This window comes from Lactobacillus agrestimuris (assembly GCF_943193025.1).
Lineage (GTDB): Bacteria > Bacillota > Bacilli > Lactobacillales > Lactobacillaceae > Lactobacillus > Lactobacillus agrestimuris.
Genome location: NZ_CALPCQ010000010.1, coordinates 15,139 through 34,546, shown reverse-complemented (window position 1 = coordinate 34,546; position 19,408 = coordinate 15,139). Strand labels below are relative to the sequence as shown.

General features: G+C 30.8%; 15 protein-coding genes and 2 pseudogenes. 16 read left to right on the top strand and 1 reads right to left on the bottom strand.

Going from position 1 to position 19,408, the window contains the following annotated elements; translation table 11 throughout:
* The first annotated feature begins 170 nt into the window (after nucleotides 1–170).
* The 11 genes and pseudogenes from NFR82_RS04445 to NFR82_RS04395 all read left to right on the top strand — a co-directional run.
* On the top strand, nucleotides 171–848 hold the full coding sequence (locus NFR82_RS04445) for a helix-turn-helix domain-containing protein (protein WP_251717083.1): 678 nt from the start codon (nucleotides 171–173) through the stop codon (nucleotides 846–848).
* 29 nt (nucleotides 849–877) lie between these two features.
* A complete protein-coding gene (locus NFR82_RS04440) occupies nucleotides 878–1,138 on the top strand; it encodes a hypothetical protein (RefSeq protein WP_251717082.1) in 261 nt (86 codons plus the stop codon).
* 33 nt (nucleotides 1,139–1,171) lie between these two features.
* Nucleotides 1,172–1,384: a hypothetical protein gene (locus tag NFR82_RS04435; protein WP_251717081.1), complete on the top strand. Its 213-nt coding sequence runs from the start codon at nucleotides 1,172–1,174 to the stop codon at nucleotides 1,382–1,384.
* Between the two features lie 326 nt (nucleotides 1,385–1,710).
* The gene (locus NFR82_RS04430) at nucleotides 1,711–3,474 is read left to right on the top strand and encodes a hypothetical protein (protein ID WP_251717080.1); all 1,764 of its coding nucleotides are present in this window, start codon (nucleotides 1,711–1,713) and stop codon (nucleotides 3,472–3,474) included.
* Between the two features lie 606 nt (nucleotides 3,475–4,080).
* Nucleotides 4,081–4,860: an RNase H family protein gene (locus NFR82_RS04425; protein ID WP_251717079.1), complete on the top strand. Its 780-nt coding sequence runs from the start codon at nucleotides 4,081–4,083 to the stop codon at nucleotides 4,858–4,860.
* A gap of 952 nt (nucleotides 4,861–5,812) precedes the next feature.
* The gene (locus NFR82_RS04415; RefSeq protein ID WP_251717078.1) at nucleotides 5,813–7,207 is read left to right on the top strand and encodes an AbiH family protein; all 1,395 of its coding nucleotides are present in this window, start codon (nucleotides 5,813–5,815) and stop codon (nucleotides 7,205–7,207) included.
* Nucleotides 7,208–7,492: 285 nt separating this feature from the next.
* Nucleotides 7,493–7,585 (top strand): helix-turn-helix domain-containing protein, encoded by a 93-nt coding sequence (locus NFR82_RS08915; protein WP_420908739.1) that lies wholly within the window; start codon nucleotides 7,493–7,495, stop codon nucleotides 7,583–7,585.
* Nucleotides 7,586–7,733: 148 nt separating this feature from the next.
* Nucleotides 7,734–8,246: pseudogene (locus tag NFR82_RS08910) on the top strand (transposase family protein); the annotation flags it as partial.
* Nucleotides 8,247–8,398: 152 nt separating this feature from the next.
* Entirely contained in the window at nucleotides 8,399–9,367 is a 969-nt protein-coding gene (locus NFR82_RS04405) for an SMODS domain-containing nucleotidyltransferase (protein WP_251717077.1), read from the top strand.
* 8 nt (nucleotides 9,368–9,375) lie between these two features.
* Nucleotides 9,376–10,269 (top strand): S-4TM family putative pore-forming effector, encoded by an 894-nt coding sequence (locus NFR82_RS04400; RefSeq protein WP_251717076.1) that lies wholly within the window; start codon nucleotides 9,376–9,378, stop codon nucleotides 10,267–10,269.
* A 95-nt stretch (nucleotides 10,270–10,364) separates the two neighbouring features.
* Nucleotides 10,365–10,664: pseudogene (locus tag NFR82_RS04395) on the top strand (sugar nucleotide-binding protein); the annotation flags it as partial.
* Nucleotides 10,665–10,727: 63 nt separating this feature from the next.
* Here NFR82_RS04395 and NFR82_RS04390 read toward each other — a convergent pair.
* Nucleotides 10,728–11,543 (bottom strand): MurR/RpiR family transcriptional regulator, encoded by an 816-nt coding sequence (locus NFR82_RS04390; protein WP_251717075.1) that lies wholly within the window; start codon nucleotides 11,541–11,543, stop codon nucleotides 10,728–10,730.
* Between the two features lie 129 nt (nucleotides 11,544–11,672).
* On the opposite strand from NFR82_RS04390, the gene NFR82_RS04385 reads away from it, so the two are divergent.
* From NFR82_RS04385 to NFR82_RS04365, 5 genes are all read left to right on the top strand, one after another.
* Nucleotides 11,673–12,374 (top strand): N-acetylmannosamine-6-phosphate 2-epimerase, encoded by a 702-nt coding sequence (locus tag NFR82_RS04385; protein WP_251717074.1) that lies wholly within the window; start codon nucleotides 11,673–11,675, stop codon nucleotides 12,372–12,374.
* Nucleotides 12,375–12,396: 22 nt separating this feature from the next.
* Nucleotides 12,397–14,460: a PTS sugar transporter subunit IIABC gene (locus NFR82_RS04380; protein ID WP_338146996.1), complete on the top strand. Its 2,064-nt coding sequence runs from the start codon at nucleotides 12,397–12,399 to the stop codon at nucleotides 14,458–14,460.
* 271 nt (nucleotides 14,461–14,731) lie between these two features.
* Nucleotides 14,732–16,627 (top strand): glycoside hydrolase family 68 protein, encoded by a 1,896-nt coding sequence (locus NFR82_RS04375; RefSeq protein WP_251717072.1) that lies wholly within the window; start codon nucleotides 14,732–14,734, stop codon nucleotides 16,625–16,627.
* Nucleotides 16,628–16,961: 334 nt separating this feature from the next.
* On the top strand, nucleotides 16,962–18,227 hold the full coding sequence (locus tag NFR82_RS04370) for an ATP-binding protein (RefSeq protein WP_251717071.1): 1,266 nt from the start codon (nucleotides 16,962–16,964) through the stop codon (nucleotides 18,225–18,227).
* Between the two features lie 313 nt (nucleotides 18,228–18,540).
* Nucleotides 18,541–19,281 (top strand): DUF3232 domain-containing protein, encoded by a 741-nt coding sequence (locus tag NFR82_RS04365; protein WP_251717070.1) that lies wholly within the window; start codon nucleotides 18,541–18,543, stop codon nucleotides 19,279–19,281.
* Nucleotides 19,282–19,408 lie beyond the last annotated feature (127 nt).

The window sequence follows — 19,408 nt, the reverse complement described above, 5'->3', positions numbered from 1 at the left end:
TAGGAAACATTATAGAGCCGTTTTTTGTGTAATGAAATATTCGTTTTTGTTTTCTTTGTGTCATTAAATAGCAAAATTGACCAAGATTATCAAACAAATTGAAACCAGATAAAATACAACTTGAGATATAAACTATACATACAAAGTTTAATTGCTATAAGGAGGGCAAGATGGAAGATAAAAACAAGGTAATTGGAAGAAATTTATATAAAATACGGAAAATCAGAAGACTTACTCAGAAACAGTTAGGTGAAAGTGTGGGTATTTCATCGGCTACAATTGGAAATTATGAAAGAGGAGATCGATTTATTCCGGGATACTTAATTCATGATTTGGCTAAGGCGTTGGATGTACCTGACCAATTTATATCCGACAGTATACCATCTGATATTTCTAGAAAAGATATTGCCAATAGCACAGCTAAAGAACTATTACAGAAGATAGCCACTCCTGGTTCTTGGAGAGCACATGAGGTAAGCAAACAAGTTCAGACTATGCAATTATTGCATGAGTTGCTCAAAGATGATTATGAGGAATTGATGCTTGAAGAAGAAAATGATAGTAATAAAGTTGAAGAATTAAAACAAAATATTTTTAATCTATTTGAAGAATTATCTAGTTATGGTGAATTTAGTGATAAATTTAATGACTTTGATGAAAATTTTGAGGTTATGTATTATACCGCAATGTTCTTTTTCAATTATTTGATTGAGCAAAAAGGCATAAATAAAAGAACAGACTTCTTTAATTATGATTCTTTTATTAAAAAGTCTCGGAGATTAATAGATGAAGAGGGTTATGCAAGTGACATTGTAGCTTATGAGTATGATAATGGGAATTTTGAGTGATAGAATTAGTAAATTTGGAGAATTAAGAAGTGGATATAAGTAATTGGATTTCTGCAATAAGCATAGTAGTATCATTACTGATTGCAATATCATCATGGATATACACTGCATGGACAACCTGGAAAAATAATAGGCCTAATGTTGTCGTTTCAATTAGGCATTATCGTTTAGTTGACTCAATGAATAGATATTTAGTAATAAAGAATTTTGGAAAAGTAACTGCTGATATAAAGAGTATGACAAGTAATTGGCTGACAGAAGAAAATGAGAATATTGATTTATCCATCTGAGAAGATACTACCCTTGCACCAGGCCAAGATGACATGATTTATTTACCCGATGGTATAGCTGGAAAATTAAATGTTGTAATTGAATATTTTAGACATGAAAAACAAAATAAAAGAAATAAATTTAAGGATACATTTACTTTCAATATCAACAAAGAATTTGATCTAGAATTTAAAATTAAAGATGGAAATAATGAAGAAACATTTTTAGCAGAAATAGCCAGAACTCTTCAAGAAATGAAAAAGTAATGATCTACATGAAAGGTACAGATATAGATGGATTGGAAAAAAACATTAAATGAATTCATAAAACTAAATCGTTCTTATTTTGACTAAAAGAAAAATAAGAACAATTAATTTACGAGAAAGATATATTTACAATAATTAGAGATTGGATAAGTAGAGATAAAGATAATAGCGCCACACTACCAAGGAATGCTTTAATATTTAGATTATTGGGAACGTGATATCCTCGATTGTTAAATGAAAAAGGCGAAAAATTTAAAAGATTATCAAACAAGTTTAAATGTATTTAAAACTAAATTTATGGATTAATTTATTAAGGAGAAAAATTAGTGTCGAAAAAGGCTAAGTGTAAAATTAATAGTATAGCGATTGAAAACGATTATATAGGAAGTATTTCAATAGTGAATGGTAATCTAGATAAGTTTTATGAACTAGTTGATGGATATATAAAAAAGTCAGAAATCAAAATAAAAAAGTTGGAAAGGATTATTGACCTACTAAAAAGTAGTAATGCATTAATAAATGATCTAGGAGAAAAAACAAAAACATACTTTAAATTTTATGATTTATTAGGAAACATACGAAAAAAAGTTGATAGTCCAATTATAAAAAATAAGATATTTTTATTGCGAAGAGATTTAAATTATTTGCCTAAAATTAAAACTTATATTTTAAATTCTAAGTGCTTAAATTACGGCTCTTTTTTTGATCAAATTATAGAGGCTTATCAAACTAACTTTTATTATGGAGAAGATGCACTGCAATCAGTAGGTCAACGAATGGAGATTATAACAGATTCATTCTCTAGAGTTGCTGCTAAAAGGCTCCCAGTCTTAAATAATATAGAAGACTTAGAAAAACTTACTCCTGGATTAAAAGATAATAATATGAATATGTACTATGACATCGTATCATCTTGGAAGTATGGAGATGGAAGAATTATTTGGCATAGAAATGAAGATTCTTTCCTGATAGATTCGCATAATGACTTTTGTAAAAATTTTGTAGCCACTCGAGATATTAATGAAAAAAAACGTCAACAAGAGGCTAATAAATTCTATGTTAGAAATAATAAGCGGTTGAATAGCTTAGAAGATGTAGAGAAGTCTACTTTAGCTGCTCTGGATGGAATTGCTGGACAACTTTATATAAAAGAGGCAATTAATATGAACGATAAAAATCAAGAAGTGGATCATAATAAATTTGGTAAAGAAACATTATATGAGATACCAATTTATGTATGGGTTTTATTTATTGAAGTAATTCAATGGAATGGGAGAAAAATATTGGATCAGCAAATAGGGACACCTATTTATTATGGTAAGCCTGTAAATAATATAAGAATTTATTATAAAGTAAGAGATTTATTGACTGGTTTTCCTAACAAATATAAAAAATTTATTCCTAAGATGCTTAAGAAATTAACTTATCAAAGAGATATTTATGATGCTCCATTTATTTTTGGAGATACTGTTTTTTTACCTATTTGTTATAGTTTAGATGCAACTTATACTATAGCAAACTTAATGAATAAATGTGAGAAGTGGGAAAATATTAGGGGACATAATTTCGAAAAAAATATTATGGGAAAATTACGGGAGACTAATTATAAAGTAGAATCAAACGAAAAATTAGTAAGTGATAAATCTCATAAAAAAGAAATAGATATAATTTTTCGAGATAAAGATGACAAAGTAGTAATTATGGAATGCAAAACTTTTTCGTCACCGCACAGTTTGAAATATTATAAGATTGAGAATGATAGCATGTATACTAATCTTTACGTAGAACATGCTAAAAATAATTTTTCTTACTTTAGTAAACTATATTCACAGTCCTATTGTGTTTTTTTAGTAGATCAAGTTTTTCCTTCTTCAATGGTAAAGAAGTGGAGTAAAGAATTAGATGCCATTTTTGTTTACTATAAAGATTTTGAGAAGATTATAAATATTTTAAATAAGAGTAGATTATTGGATATTCAAAATAAGACTTTTACTAAAGATAAAATTCTAGAAGAGAGAAGAAAGAATAAAGAAGCGTTAGAAGATGAAGTTTCTTTTTCAAAACATGTAAAATGGAGAAGGTATTATTAAGATAATTATTCTCTTAAGTTTAATAATGAATTCATCACTTTAACTTAACTGTTTAACAGATTTTAGCTAATCCTCTTTTTCAAATATTTCATTGAATCTTCTAATCAACTCAGCATATTTTATATAAAATTATTTAAAGTTTTGAAAAATACTAATTGGAATTTCATCTGGAATGTAATTAATTAAAAATGCACAAGTCCATTTGGTAAGTTCGACTTAATAACAAAAGAAAGAATTCAATGGATAGATTGAAGCGCGACCATTGATTTCATTAGTTCCAGCATATATTTTTGAATGCGAATTGCTTGTAGTAGATAAGGAAAAAGATAAAGGAGATGATTTGGCTAAGGAAGGTGAAAGAAATACGTAGAACGTATTATTTATTAAGAATTTATGGAGTAGCTGATAATAATACAGGATTAGCTAAGTATATTAATCTTTTATAGGGGAATTAAGACTGAACATTAATTAATTTGCTTGTTCTAGTTTAATATCTTTATACTTGCTTTAATAAATCAAATTGTGAAGTATTACCATTAGTATTGCAGAGATTTGTAGTAAAATTGGTTTAACAAGTTAAAAATTAAGAAAGTAAGGGTATAAATAATGTCTGTAAAGAATAATTGGATAATTATTAACGATGAGTATCAGCCTAAACTATTAGAAGAAAAGGTTTGGTCTGAAATACAGAGTTTACCTAAGCATAATTATCGTGGCTTTAAGAATAAAGAAGAGGCTGAAGTAGTTTTTGAAAAATTAAGTGCTGCAGATTTAGAACCGAATTCTCAAAAAGCAGAAGAGAAAATTGAAGAAAATATAGCTAATTTGCAAGATGGTCAAGTCATGATCTTCACTGATGGTAGTTATAAAGACCAAGAACCCAAAAGGTATGGTGCCGGTTGGGGCTACGTCAGTTTATATAAAGAAAATGGTAAACTATCAGAATATCCAGACCATGGTTATTTTTTAGATTCTAAATTAAGACAAGTAAGTGGTGAAATTGAGGCAGTTAAACAAGCCTTGTCAAAAGCATGTACATCACATTTCACTAAAGTAGATCTTTATTGTGATTTTTTGAATTTGATTTTGTGGGACAGTGGCTTTTATCAAACTACGGAAGATGTATCTAAGGAATTTGTAGAATCCATGAAAGATTATCATACTAAGCTAGATATTACTTTTCACTGGGCTCCTTCTCATGAAGGAATTAAATATAATGATGAGGCAGATATTGAAGCCAAGGTAGGATTTAGTGAGGTACCTACTAATAATGAACTTTATGGCGAATTAAATGATCTTCAAGAAAAAGTAGCTAACCATCAAGATGATAATAAAAAATCCGAGATTAGAATTGAAAAAATTAAGAAAATACTTGATATTGAATAATACTTCGGTAGTATTATAAATACACACGAAACTTGGTCTAGTATTTATTTCTTATTTGAATATTTTTTACTCTAAAATAAATACTAATGGCTATCTGTCAAAAGATGTTGATAGAAGTCAAATATAATTTTTGAAAAAGCATAAAACTACTTGATAGTAGTTTTATGCTTTTTCTTTTAGAATCATGTCTTTTTCTTTCAACCTAATTTTGTTGTGGACTGATCTTTTCAAAATTGCCAAAGGGTTTTAAGTACAATTTTTGAGCAAACTATATTCAAGAGTTCCGCTGTGATACTGCTTCATTATGCTTATATGACAGGAATTAAATGAACGACCGAGCATCTGCACAATGTGGAAGCAATTCAGAATAATCCATGCGTTTGGCAATAGTTTACTGGTCAATAATGTCGTAATAATAATTTGAATCTATCATCTTAACCGTTTTAAACTTACTGCGTACAGTGAAAAATGCTTATAATATTTAATAATGCTTGCCTTTGGCTTGTTAGGAAGCACTTTAATCAGTTTATGTCTTTGTCTATCAATGGCAATCAAGTGTAGCGAAGACCGACACTCCTAAATTCATCGAAGGCAAAATGTTTAGGTAGCCAATTATAACTCCAGACTGTATTGGCCATAGACCAGTCTTGGGTCGAACTACTAATAATCCTCCTTGTGGTAACCTAATAAAGACAGGGAGACTATATAAGCATGGCCGTTATGTCAGATGTGTTAGGGCTGCAGGTAAGACAATAATCAAGATGAGTAACAGCATTTACCAAGAGAAGTCATAATCAATAATCTTAATTTCTAAAGAATAGTGTCAGAAAATTTTAACGTAAGAATTTTGTGGTTTATGTAAAAATACTATTGATAGAATATTATAGAAATCTATTCAACAGAATTTATCATAGAATCATTTTATAATTATGAAAAGAAAGGGTATGTAATTGTGAATACTAAAATTGTTTTAAATGCAAATGGATCTGATCTTTATTTAAATTTAAAGACATCATATGTTGATTTTTATAATAGTGAGTATGCTGAAGAGTTATTTGATAATAAAGTCGAGTACTCAAGGTTTAAAAAAAGAATGAAGGATAAGCAAGAAATATATAAACATTCAATGTTGATTACTTGGAGTGATATGGAGAATAAATATTTGAATGACAATGAAATGAGTAGTAGTGGAGATTTTAGTAATGTCTTTTATGGAAAAAGTGAGAAGCTTCAAATGGCTCTGGCCAGATATTTAAAAAATTTAATGGGAGAGAAAAATATTAAAAGATCTAATAATGTATTAAGGTATTTGAAAAATACAGATAAGATTATAAATTTTAATTATACAAATAGTTTAGAAAAATTTTATGGTATTAATAGTGAAAAGATTAGTTATATTCATGGCTCAGTTTATGGCAGACTTGATAAAAATGAAAATTTAGTTTTAGGTTTGTCCAAAGATGAAGATAAATATAATTTAATTAGGCGAACACAGATAGTTTCCAAAGAAGTCAATCGTAATCTTTTGAACTTTATTCGTTGGGTTAACAGAAGAAGAAAAGATGGACGAGGATTAAATGAGGCGGAAAAAAGATTATATTTTGTATTTTTAAATGGTATACATAGTTGTATTTATTTAAATAATAAATCTAGGTTTAAAGTTGAAAAAGAAGTTCCAGTTGAAATTTATTTAAATAGACTAGATTTTTTTATTAAAGAACAAGGAATAGCTAGTTTAAAGAAACTTATTAGAAAAGAAGAGAAATTAAATAAAAAGTACTTTTATACTAAGGAGTATGAAGAATGGATTGAAAAGAAAAAAATTAAAAAAATTAGTTATAAGCTAGCTAGTATAGCTAGAAAAAACTTGTTAAGTAGTTATAAAGAATATTTGTATAAATATGAGTTTTTTGATAGCAATAAAATTCCAAAGAATATGAAAGGCTTCATTAACTTAATGGTAGATTATTTCGAAGAGACGCGATTCGTCCCTTTTAAAATAAAGATTGGTTGTGATATTGATAAAATAGATGAAATTATAATAATTGGTCATTCTTTAACCCCAACTGTTATATATAAAGATAATTCGAGCATTAAAGATCCAGTAAGGTCACTTGATGAATTTGAAAATAGAAACTTTTTGAAAGAGCAAATTAATAAAAAGAAAATAATTGAAGAAAGAGTTATAGATGATGAAGAATTATTTAAAGAACTTTTTAGCGGAAAGAATTTAAAACAAATAAACTTTTTTTATTATAATAAAGAAGAAATAGATTTAGATAAAAAATATATACGAAATTTATGTAAAAATAAAAAAATCAAAATTAATGCAATTAGCTATGAGTAATTAAATTTATGATGATTTGTTCAATATTTTAGAATTGTGGTTAGCCTTAGAAAAATATAATGGAAATAAAAATTTGTCGACCGATTGTAAAATCAAATTAAACACTTTAGAAAATAAAAAAAGTCCATTTGGACCAGTTGGGTAGGATGTTAATAGCTATAAAAACATCTACTGGAGGTCACAAATGGACTTTTTATATTTTAACATGAATCAGTGTGTTAAAGGTAAACACATATTATTTGAAGAGTAGCTGTTATTTAAACTCGTATAAAATACGGTTATTCCATGAGGACTATTGCTTGTGAGCTAGGGTGCTCGCCTTCCACTATTAGCTATAAAGTTAAATTGTTTTGCTTTATCATAGCAAGCAAAAAATAGAAACGATGTTTATCGTTTGAATCATCAACGCTGCAGGTGTAGGTCAGATTTCTAAAGGAAGACAGATTTCATTAAATATGTTACTAAACATTTCTTTGAGGATAATTGGTCATATGTATGTACTAATTGCTATTGGTTATAGGAGATTTTAGCAGGGGTCAGGAACTCTGACTTACCTGAAAAGTTGAAGCAAAATACTAAAATTCATAGTGTTTACGAAAACAAGAAGAAATTAGATCGAAACATTGGAGAATGTCCTAAAAAAATCGATGAACGAATGATTCGAGAGATCATAATCATGTGTATTCCTGATAAAACAGTAGATTGTGTGATGTTAGCTTTTCAATCTTTACACAGTTAATCGAGCATTGGAATGAAATCTTTCAACTAATAATGGTTCAGAATTTGCGAATCTGTATAATCTTGAATAAGCTTATAAAATCTTAGCTTACTATGCTCATCCATTTACTTCTTGTAATAAAGAAACTATTGTAAGATATAACGTTTATTTACAGATTTTACCTAAGGGTGAATATTCAACAACTATTCTACTCACGAGATCATTAGTATTGAAGCGTGGTGTAACTTACTATCAAGAAGGATCTTATCATATCATACTTCAGATGAAATTTTTGAAAGAGAATGGGATTATATCTATTAAGCAGCTTAAGTATTCAATTTATTATTGCAATTTACGAAACAAAAAATTAATAATTCATTTTTAGAATGTATGTTTGTGCAAAACACAATAATACAATATAATGTACTATGCATTGCTAATATCCACAGATATTGTATTGAAAGGAGATATAAATGCCAAAAACTGTAAATTCTGCGTTTAGAGATTTTTTAGATGATGAAGTAAATTTAGATCCTGGTCAAAGTAAAAGAGCACGTGACAGCAGAAATTATTTGCTTACCAATATAGCTGAATTTGGTAAAGCAGCTGATTTCTTTGATTTGTATTCTGATTTTAATTTATATTATGGCTCTTTTGCAAGAAAGACAAAGAAAAAGCCGTTGGATGATATAGATTTAATGGTAGGATTTAGTGGTAACGGATATGTTTATCATAAGGAAGAAGACCATTATTTAATCTCAGTTAATAATGAAGATAAAGAATATGGTTGTACAGATGATGGGTATCTAAACTCACGCAAGGTTATAGAATTACTTAAAAGTAGACTATATCAGATAAGTAATTATCAAAAGGCGGAAATGCATAGAAATATGCAGGCCATAACATTACAATTATGTTCTTATCCATGGAATTTCGATATTGTACCTTGTTTCTATACAATTGATGAATTTTATTTAATCCCTAATGGTTATGGAAAATGGGAGAGAACAGATCCTAGAATTGATAATGATCGCACGACAAAGTTAAATCAAAAGTTCGGTGGTCATTTGTTAGAACTGATCAGGTTAGTTAAATATCTTAATTCAAGAAAGTCGACTGTTACGATTTCTTCGTATTTGTTAGAAGTTATAATTTTAAATTATTATGATAACCAAAATTTTAATGGAAATTGGAAATTAGACGATAATTTAAAAGCTGTTTTTAGAGAGATTGCGACTAAAGTTTTGAATGATATAGATGATCCGAAAGAAATTCAGGGAAATATAAATACTTTAGATTGGGAAGATAGGTATAAGATTTTTACATTTTTTAATAGGAAGGCCTACGAAGCAAGTGAGGCTGTATTGCAGCGGATTATTGGCAATGAACAAAAAGCAATTGAAATTTGGGGTGGGATTTTTGGAGAAGATTTTCCTAGATAGGGTATTAAATGTTTACTGAAGAGTTACAGGAACGACAAAATGATACTATAAATATTAAGAGATTAGCTACTCAACGAAAGCTATACTCAGAGGCAAAAATCATAAATTATTGTAATTTTGTAGTTACAGTTTTAATTCCAATTCTTATATCAGTACTTTCCACAATACCCAATTGGACGCTCCTACGTCTCCCGATTATAATGCTTATCTTTCATGCATATACTTTGCTTGCAATAGGATTACAATATTGGTTGACAACCCTTGTATCTAAATTAAAGAAATTTGCGGCACATATACAATTAAAATTTGATATAGATGTATTCGTTTTAGATTGGGATACTCGATTTCTAGGTATTGATAATGATTATGAATTATTGGTTGCAAAGAAATGTGAAAAATTTTCCGAGAAAAAATTAAATTCTTTATATAACTGGTATGATCTAAGCAAGTTAAAAGATAAAGAAAAGATGGAAGTCATTCGCTTATGTCAAAAACAAAACTTGCAGTGGAATTTTACTATTCGTAGGAGAGCAAATACGAAGCTAAATGGTTTGGTAATAGTAAGTATTATAATATGCTTTTTTATTATGATATTTTTAAGAACTAATTTAGCACAAATAACAAATAGTATGATTAATTTTGTTCCCCTAATTACATGGATTATTGCTGTTAATAAAAATTATAAAAGAGATAAAGCTATTTTAAGTGAATTACATGGTCTAGTGAATGATAAAAGATATGTTGAAGATACGGCTTTATTGATAGAGGCAAAGATTACTGAATATAGACAAAACAGTAGTCTAATTCCAGATTTCATTTATCATATTCATAGAAATGGTGATGAAAAAGTATTTAGACAAGCGCAAATTATCACTGCTGAGAGTCACGCATCTAAAAAATGAGTTATATAAGTATTTTTGGCCATTATGTTTTGATACTAAATAAATGGAAAATTTGTGAACAATGCATATGTTTTAATGCACTATTATAATTAGAAAATTTGTTAATGCCAGCAACAGAAAGTGGTCATGATGAAAACGGCACAAAGACTGGCTATATTTCTTGGTATGATTTCACCAAGAAAATCTATCGTCAAGCCGGCTATAAGACTAAGGTAACGCCAGTCACTACTGAAGAATATGGTTTATCAAAGGCAGTTCGTCCATTTAATTCTCGTCTAGATAAGAGTAAGTTAGAAGAAAACGGCTTTAAGCCCTTGCCAGTATGGCCCGATGCTGTAAAGCGCTACTTAGAAATCTTGAAGAAGCAAGGCTTCTTTGATGAATTGGGGAAGTAGTTATTTGTTATATAAATAATCAACAGAAAAAGCAATCCTAGAATAGCAACTAGGATTGCTTTTTTAAATTGATTTTTTAATAACTGCTTTTAGTGTTTCTTCTTTCAATTTATTAGTATCTATTGGTGTTTGTTCTTCATAGCCACGTGCTAAGCAATCTCCTAAATATAGTTGTGATACCGGACCAGCAACAGAGCCAATGTTCATAAATTCACCAACAGCAGTTTGTAATTTCACATCTCCCAGTTGAGAAATTGGGGAATTAAGGTCATTTGAAATTGTAATGATTTTAGCACCATTTTGTTTTGCTAATTTAAGTGAATCATACGTGTCACGGGTATGCCCCGATAAACTCATACCTATGACTACATCATGTTCACTTAGTAAAGGAGCAATCTGCACTTGTAAGTGTGGATCAGTTTCTGCATGCGCAATTAAGCCAATACGCAACCATGTTTTTTCATAGTCTTTTGCCGATTCGCCTGAGTGTCCTACACCAAAGATATAGACGCGCTTAGCTTCTAGTAGCAAACCGATTGCCTTATTTAGGCTTGAAGGATTAATCAGTTGTTCAGTTTTACGAATTGAATTAACTAGAGTATTAGCGCTATTTCCGTAAAACGTATCATCTGCTTTTTGGGATTGAGGCGGAATTATTGATTCCTGTGCAAGAGCAATCTTAAGCTGAGCAAATCCGGAGAATCCAAGCTTCTTACATAGGCGCACAATCGTTGCATCACCAGTTCCTGCATTTTCACGAAGAGATTTCATTGTGGAGTAAATCACCTCTTCACTGTGAGAAGCGATGTATTGCGCCAATTTTTCTTCTGTTTTTGTTAATTTATTTTTATTATCGTTTAAAAGTTGTAAAAAATTCATAATTATCATCTCTATATAAATAATATCATACGTTATCATTTAGAAAGCGCTTGCACAAAAATCACTAGCGTAGTATATTGTGCTTAGGAGGAAAACTCCAAATAAAGCACAATTTGGAGCAAAACTATTATGAATAAAGAGGAATTTATTAACAAGGTGCATGGTGGCTTAATTATTTCCTGCCAGGCTTTACCAGGTGAACCACTTTATACTGCCGAAGGTGGGGTAATGCCATTAATGGCCAAAGCCGCCGAACAAGCTGGAGCCGTTGGTATTCGGGCAAACTCAGTACGTGATATTAAACAAATACAAGCTGTAACGAACTTGCCAATTATCGGTATTATTAAAAAAGATTATCCGCCAGAAAAACCATATATCACTGCTACCATGAAGGAAGTAGATGAATTGGTTGAAACTGGGTGTGAAGTAATTGCTTTAGATTGTACTTTACGTCCAAGACATGATGGTAAGACTATTGGTGAATTTATTCATGAAGTTAAGGCCAAATATCCAAATCAATTATTTATGGCCGATACTTCTAATTTTGAAGAAGCTAAAAATGCTTATCAAAATGGAATTGACTTTGTAGGTACTACTCTTTCAGGGTATACCGAAGAAAGTCCAAAGACTGATCATCCTGATTATGACTTAATTAAGGCACTTGTTGATGATGGAATGCCGGTAATTGCGGAGGGAAAAATTCATACTCCCGAACAACTGGCCAAAGTAATAGAGATTAATCCTACTGGTATTGTGGTTGGTGGAGCAATTACTCGACCGTTACAAATTGCTAAAACATTTACCTCTGTTTTTAACAAAGTGAAAAAATGATTTTTAAGAAAGTGTGATTGATATGTCGAAGCGATTTTCCAAAATAGGTCAGTCCTTTTCGCAATTAGGACAGGCCTTTATGCTACCAATTGCAATTTTACCGGTTGCCGGTCTTCTTCTAGGATTGGGTGGTGCATTAACTAATGATGCTGCAGTTAATGCGTATCCTTGGCTAAATCAGGTTTGGCTACAAACAGTCTTAAAAGTAATGAACTTTGCTGGAAATGCTGTTTTTAGTAATTTAGCATTAATTTTCTCGATTGGGTTAGCTGTTGGACTTGCTAAAGGAGATAAAGGAACTGCGGGATTAGCAGGTGGAGTTGCTTACTTAGTGTACACAGCTACTATTTCTGGCTTATTACAATTGTTTGATCCTAAAAATAATATCGATACTGGTGTTTTAGGAGCAATCGTTATAGGTTCAGTTGTAGCTTATTTACATAATCATTATCGTAAGACACAATTACCACAATTTTTGGGATTTTTCGGTGGATCAAGATTTATTCCAATTATTTCTTCTTTGACAGCAATTGTGATTGGTGCAATTTTCTTCATTATTTGGCCACCAATTCAGAGTTGGTTGACCAGCGCTGGTTATGCGATTGCTAAAATGGGAAGCTTTGGTAGTTTCCTTTATGGATTCTTACTTCGTCTAACTGGTGCAGTAGGATTACACCATACTATTTATCCAATGTTTTGGTATACAGCATTAGGTGGAACTGCTGAAGTTGCTGGTAAAACCGTAGTTGGTGCGCAAAATATTTTCTTTGCACAATTAGCCGATCCTAACCATCATGGTCTTTTTACATACGGAACAAGATTCTTTGCTGGACGTTTTGCGACAATGATGTTCGGTTTGCCAGGTGCTGCACTTGCAATGTACTTATGTTTACCAAAAAGAAATCGTAAAAAAGATGGTGGGTTATACCTTTCAGGAGGATTAACTTCATTTCTAACAGGTATTACTGAACCACTTGAATATACTTTCTTATTTGTTGCCCCATGGCTTTATGTTATTCATGCATTCCTAGATGGATGTTCCTTCTGGGTGGCCGATATCATGAATATTAGAATTGGTAACTCATTCTCAGGTGGTTTAATTGACTACTTACTGTTTGGGGTTTTACAAGGTCGTGATAAAACTAATTGGCCTAATGTGTTACTAATGGGAATTATTTGGTTCTTCTTGTACTTCCTTATTTTTACTTTCTGTATTAAAAAGTTTCATGTCAATATTCCAGGAATGAAGGATGACACCGATGCTGGTGCTGACGCAATTATGAGTAATGGTCCTAAGACTGGTAATAAACTATATGATGAGTCAATGGATATTATTGCTGCTTTAGGTGGTCGTGACAATATTCAAACTGTTTCTGCCTGTGCGACTAGATTAAGAGTATCATTAAAAGATAATTCTAAAGTTAATGAAGGCGTCTTTAAAAAATTGGGAGCTCCTGGTGTCTTAAAAGTTGCAGGTGGAGTTCAAGCGATTTTAGGTGGTAAAGCTGATATTTATAGTCAAGAGATTAATGATATTTTGATTAATCCTGATACTGCGCCTAAGGATAACAAAGTCATAGAACCTCCTAAAACTAATAGTAAATCAAAACATATAATGCAGACACTTCAACTAGCTTCTCCTGTAAATGGTAGGTTAATAGCCTTGAGTGAAGTTAATGATGAAGTCTTTTCACAAAAAATGATGGGAGAAGGTTTTGCTATAGAACCAATAGATGGTATTATCTATAGTCCTGTTTCAGGTGTTGTTGTATCGATTTTTAAAACTAAACATGCTCTAGGGATTAAGACATCTTCTGGTCTTGAAGTGATGATTCATATGGGGCTTGACACCGTAGAATTACAAGGAAAACCATTTAATATTCTTGTTAAAGAAGGTGACGAAGTTACTCCTGATACCCAGATAGCAAAAATTAATCTTGAACAAGTTAAAGAAGCAGGTAAAGATCCGATTATTTTAACTTTGATTACTAATACCAATGATTATGTCGCTAATGTAAAAATGCTTGTTCCTTCTGGGGAAGAAGTTAAGTCACATAGTGATGTGTTTGAGGTTAGGACTAAGTAGTATTTAAAAAATAGATATGTAGATTTAAAATACAACATATTATTGTGATATTGACTCTATGTCAAACACACTAAAGTATAAAGGTGGGTAGAAACATGACGGTGTTTTTATCCATCTTTTTCGTATACTTAAAATTGGGGTAGAGGTCGATTTCGTATTTAAGCAGTTTTTTCAGCGCTTACAATATTTCACTTTGATTAAGAATATTTCTAACTTTTAATGCATATAGTATAATGATTAGCAATGAAATAACTGGAGGAAATTGGATTAGATGAATAAAAAGAATGCGTTAATAACATTTGCATCAGCTGCTGCTTTACTCGGCTTATTTATAAGTAATAATCAAGTACATGCTGATACAGTAGAACAACAACCTGCCACTAATCAAACAACTACTCAAAATGATAGTAATCGAGATAACTCAGCAACTGCAGATCAAAATAATACACAAAATCAAAATGCTGCTGATGAAATTAACGCTAATACTACAACTCAAACTAATACGACAGACAATTCTAATACAGTAAATGAAAGTACTTATAACAACAATTCTAGTTACAATAGTTATAATGCTAACCAAAGTAGTACTTCAAATACTAATCGGGATAATTACGGATTAAACTCTCAAGCGCTTCAAGTTTTACAAGAAGCTGATATTCAACCTGCTACATTAACTAAAGACCAAATTGATGAGATAAATAAAATTAAGTTTGATGCAACTCCAATTGATACTAGTACCCACTGGTCCTATATTCAATATGCTGGTGTTGCTAAAAAGATGATTAAGCAAGATAAGCGTTACAGAGTACCTTACTTCAATGCTAAGAAGATTAAGAATATGCCGGCTACCGTTACTCGTGATGCACAAACTGGTAAAGTTGCAAAATTAGAAATTTGGGATTCTTGGCCAGTTCAAGATGCGAAGACTGGTAAAGTTGTCAACTATAAGGGATATCAGTTGATGATTGCCATGATGGGAATTCCAAAGAAAAGCGATGCTCACATTTATTTACTATACAACAAGTATAATGATAATAACTTTAACCATTGGAAATGTGCTGGCCCAATTTTTGGTTTTAAGGCTAAACCAACTGATCAAGAATGGTCAGGCTCAGCAACAGTAAACAAAGACGGCAGTATTCAGTTATTCTATGCTGATGTAGATACCCGTGAACATACTAATAATCAAAAGATTTCAACAGTTAATTTAAAGTTGAAAGTTAATAAGAAGAAAAACAAGATTTCTATTGCTAAGAGAAGTCATCGTCATGTATTGTTCCAAGGTGATGGCGACTACTACCAGACATATGAGCAATGGAAATCTACGAATAAAGGTGCAGATAACGTTGCCATGCGTGATGCCCATGTGATTTCTGTTGATGGTCAACGCTACTTAATTTTTGAAGCTTCAACAGGTAACAATAATTACCAAGGAGAAGATCAAATTTATAACTGGAAGAATTATGGTGGTACACCTAAAGAGGCAATGGAGAACTTCTTAAAAATCACTGCTAATAGTGATATGAAGAGTCGTGCAACTTGGGCTAATGCGGCTATAGGAATTATTCGTCTTACTGATGATGAAAATAATCCAAAAGTTGCTGAAGTTTTACCACCATTGGTTAACAGCTTGATGGTGTCTGATGAAATCGAGCGTCCAAATATCATTCCAATGAATGGTAAGTATTATTTATTTGCTACCACTCGCTTAAACCGTGGTACTGGTGATGATTTATGGAAACAAGCCAATAATGAAGTCGGTGATAATGTTGCGATGCTTGGTTGGGTATCAGATCATTTGACTTATGGTTATAAACCACTTAATGATGATGCCGCAGTTTTGGTAGCTAGTGTACCATTTAAATGGAGAACTTCAACTTATTCATACTATGCTGTGCCTGTAAAGGGTAGCAAGAATGAGGTATTAGTGACATCCTACATGACTAACCGTGGTTTTGCTTCAGGACCTAAAAAACGTTCGACTATGGCACCTGCATTCTTAATTAAGATTGATGGTGACACAACTAAGGTTGAAAATATCGCAACCGCGCAAGGTGACTGGACTTATGATAAGAAGAGTAAGCGCAGCTCAATTCTCACAAAGACTATTAAGGGTGCACATTTGGCTGGTGAATCAATTAAACATAGCCTGTTGAAGAAGGCTTAAGATGTTTAGTTTATAATCGAATATTAGAAGAAAGATAAAACCTAGTGGCTTTTTTGGCTGTTAGGTTTTATTTGTATTAATTTGAATTGTAGTGACCCACATTTTTCGGGATTACACTGCTATTGACGAATTTTTCTTAGAATTGTGTTTTAGTCCTTACGTATCTTTCAAAAAAGTGTATAAATGTGTTTGATTTAGTTTTCTCACATTTTTACACGCATAATTGTGCGTATATTTTCAATTTATCATATAAAAAAGTGTGTAAATGTGTTTGATTTAGTTTTCTCACATTTTTACACACTTTTTTGTTACAATTAAATTGAGGTATTACGATATGAGAGAAACAAAAAATATTGAATTTAAAGAGAAAATTACTAATACTTTTCTTAAAACTGTAAGTGCTTATGCAAACTATGGTACTGGAAGAATAGAATTTGGAATTAACGATAATGGAAAAATTGTTGGTATTAAGGATCCAAAAGATAAATGTTTAGATATTGAAAATAAGATAAATGATTCAATTAAGCCTAATCCGGAATATACTTTATCAATTGATGAAAAAACAAATGTGATTATTCTAACCGTCTGTAAAGGTAAAAATACACCTTATTTATATAAGGCAAAAGCTTATAAGAGAAATGATAGTTCGTCAATTGAAGTAGATGATGTTGAATTAAAACGCTTGATTTTAAGAGGAGAGAATAGAAGTTACGATAGTTTAATTGCCAAGAATCAGGATCTTTCTTTTAAAATTTTAGAAAAAGCACTTCAAAATGAATTAGGGATTGAGAAACTGACATCAGATATTTTAATTACTTTAGATCTTAAGAAAAAAGATGAAGGTTATACAATAGCTGGAGAATTACTTGCTGATAAAAATAGTTCACGTGGTATAGATATAATAAAATTTGGAGAAAATATTAATATAATTCAAGATCGGGAAATACTAGATGATATTTCAATAATTAATCAATATAATTTGACAGTAAAAAAGTATAATCAATATTATCAACAGGAAGAAATTAAGGGACAAAATCGTATTCTAGTTGATCTAATTCCTCAAGAAGCATTTAGAGAAGCAATAGCTAATGCCTTAGTGCACCGTAATTGGGACATGAATTCGCAGATTAAAGTGTCAATGTATCCTGATCGAATAGAAGTGAACTCTCCAGGCGGACTACCATCAGGTTTAAGTAAAGAGGAATACTTATCAGGGCAACTATCTGTATTACGGAATCCAGTTATTGCAAATGTATTTTTTAGATTAGGATTGATTGAGAAATTTGGTACAGGTATTGCAAGAATTCGTGAATCCTATGAGGATAGTATTACTCAGCCAAAATTTGAGATATTCGAAAATTCAATTAAGATAGTTCTTCCATTATTAAATTATTCACCACAATTTTTGGATAAAGATAAAAGTAGGATATTTGATGTTTTACAAGGAGGTACTACTTCTGCTACCTTATTAGCTGAGAAGACAGGCCTTAGTAGAACTAAGATACTTAATCTTTTAAAACAAATGATGGCAGACGGCTATGTTGTTAAGTATGGTCAAGGTAGAGCAACAAAGTATGGACTAACCAAAAATGAAATATAAATAAAGATACTAATTCACTTATATTTATCCTACAAAAATTATTACTAACGAATAAGCACCATAAAATGTATATTAATTTCATCTATAGAACAGACGTTTAAAATTGACCGTAATTATATAAAATGTAAAATAGAGGTAAAAAAAGTGGCGGTGGACTCTAAGTGAGGCCGTTGCGGAAAAGCACCTCTATTTTTGTAGAGGTGTTTTTGTGTGAAAGAATTTAAAACTATTGATAAACAAGTTTGTCTCTTGAAAGACAGAGGATTAATTTTCCAAAATTTACAACATTCTAAAAAATTCTAAGAGAAAAATTTTGAATAAAATTTGTAAGGATTTATTAGGCTTTATTAAGGTACAGATAATAGAGATAGGAGGTCGAGCCATATTCTTAAATATGGCATTTTGCATGACAATCAAAGATATTGAAAAGTTAGAAACGGCCGATCAATTGATGGCTGATCTTGATAGTAGCGCCGATCCAAAGGTGGATATTTTGAAAGTTGGAAAAATCCTGCAAGAGATAGGGATGCTGGAAGACGCGACAGATATAAATGAGATCGTTAATACTTATAATGAAAATATTCAGTTGGAGTTTAAAAAGGCTCACAGAAAAAAGATTGATGCAACTGTAAAATTTAATCCTGAAAGCCTTGAATCACACTTAAATAGCGATGATGAGATTGAAGTAGATTTTATAAAAAATTGCCTAGACGATTTCAAAAAATATAGTCAAATCGTATTGCGTTTTAATAATAAGAAAGAAGCTTGGAAAGCAGAAAAAAGCGCTGAAGAATACCGTCAATTATTTAGCGAGTTGGATCATATGCGCACGATGATTCACAATAACTGCATTAATGATCTTGGCGGTTTGAATCGTTTGATAAAAGCGGATGATTCAGCTTATTCTGCTTATGCAGTTTGGGATAATGATAATATCAAGGATATTAAAAAAATTTTCCGCGGTGATATTGGCAACGCAATTATTAAGCAATATTGTGCTGATGTAATTAAGAATGATCAAAAGATTTTAGAAAAAATCAATTTAATTAGTTAACTTATAATACCGTAGCACTTAACTACAAGACACTTTCATATTCCAATGAAGGTGTCTTTTTTGTCTCTTTTTTTCTATACAACTACAAATTTTCAATAAAATACATCAATTAGAAAAATTGGATTGA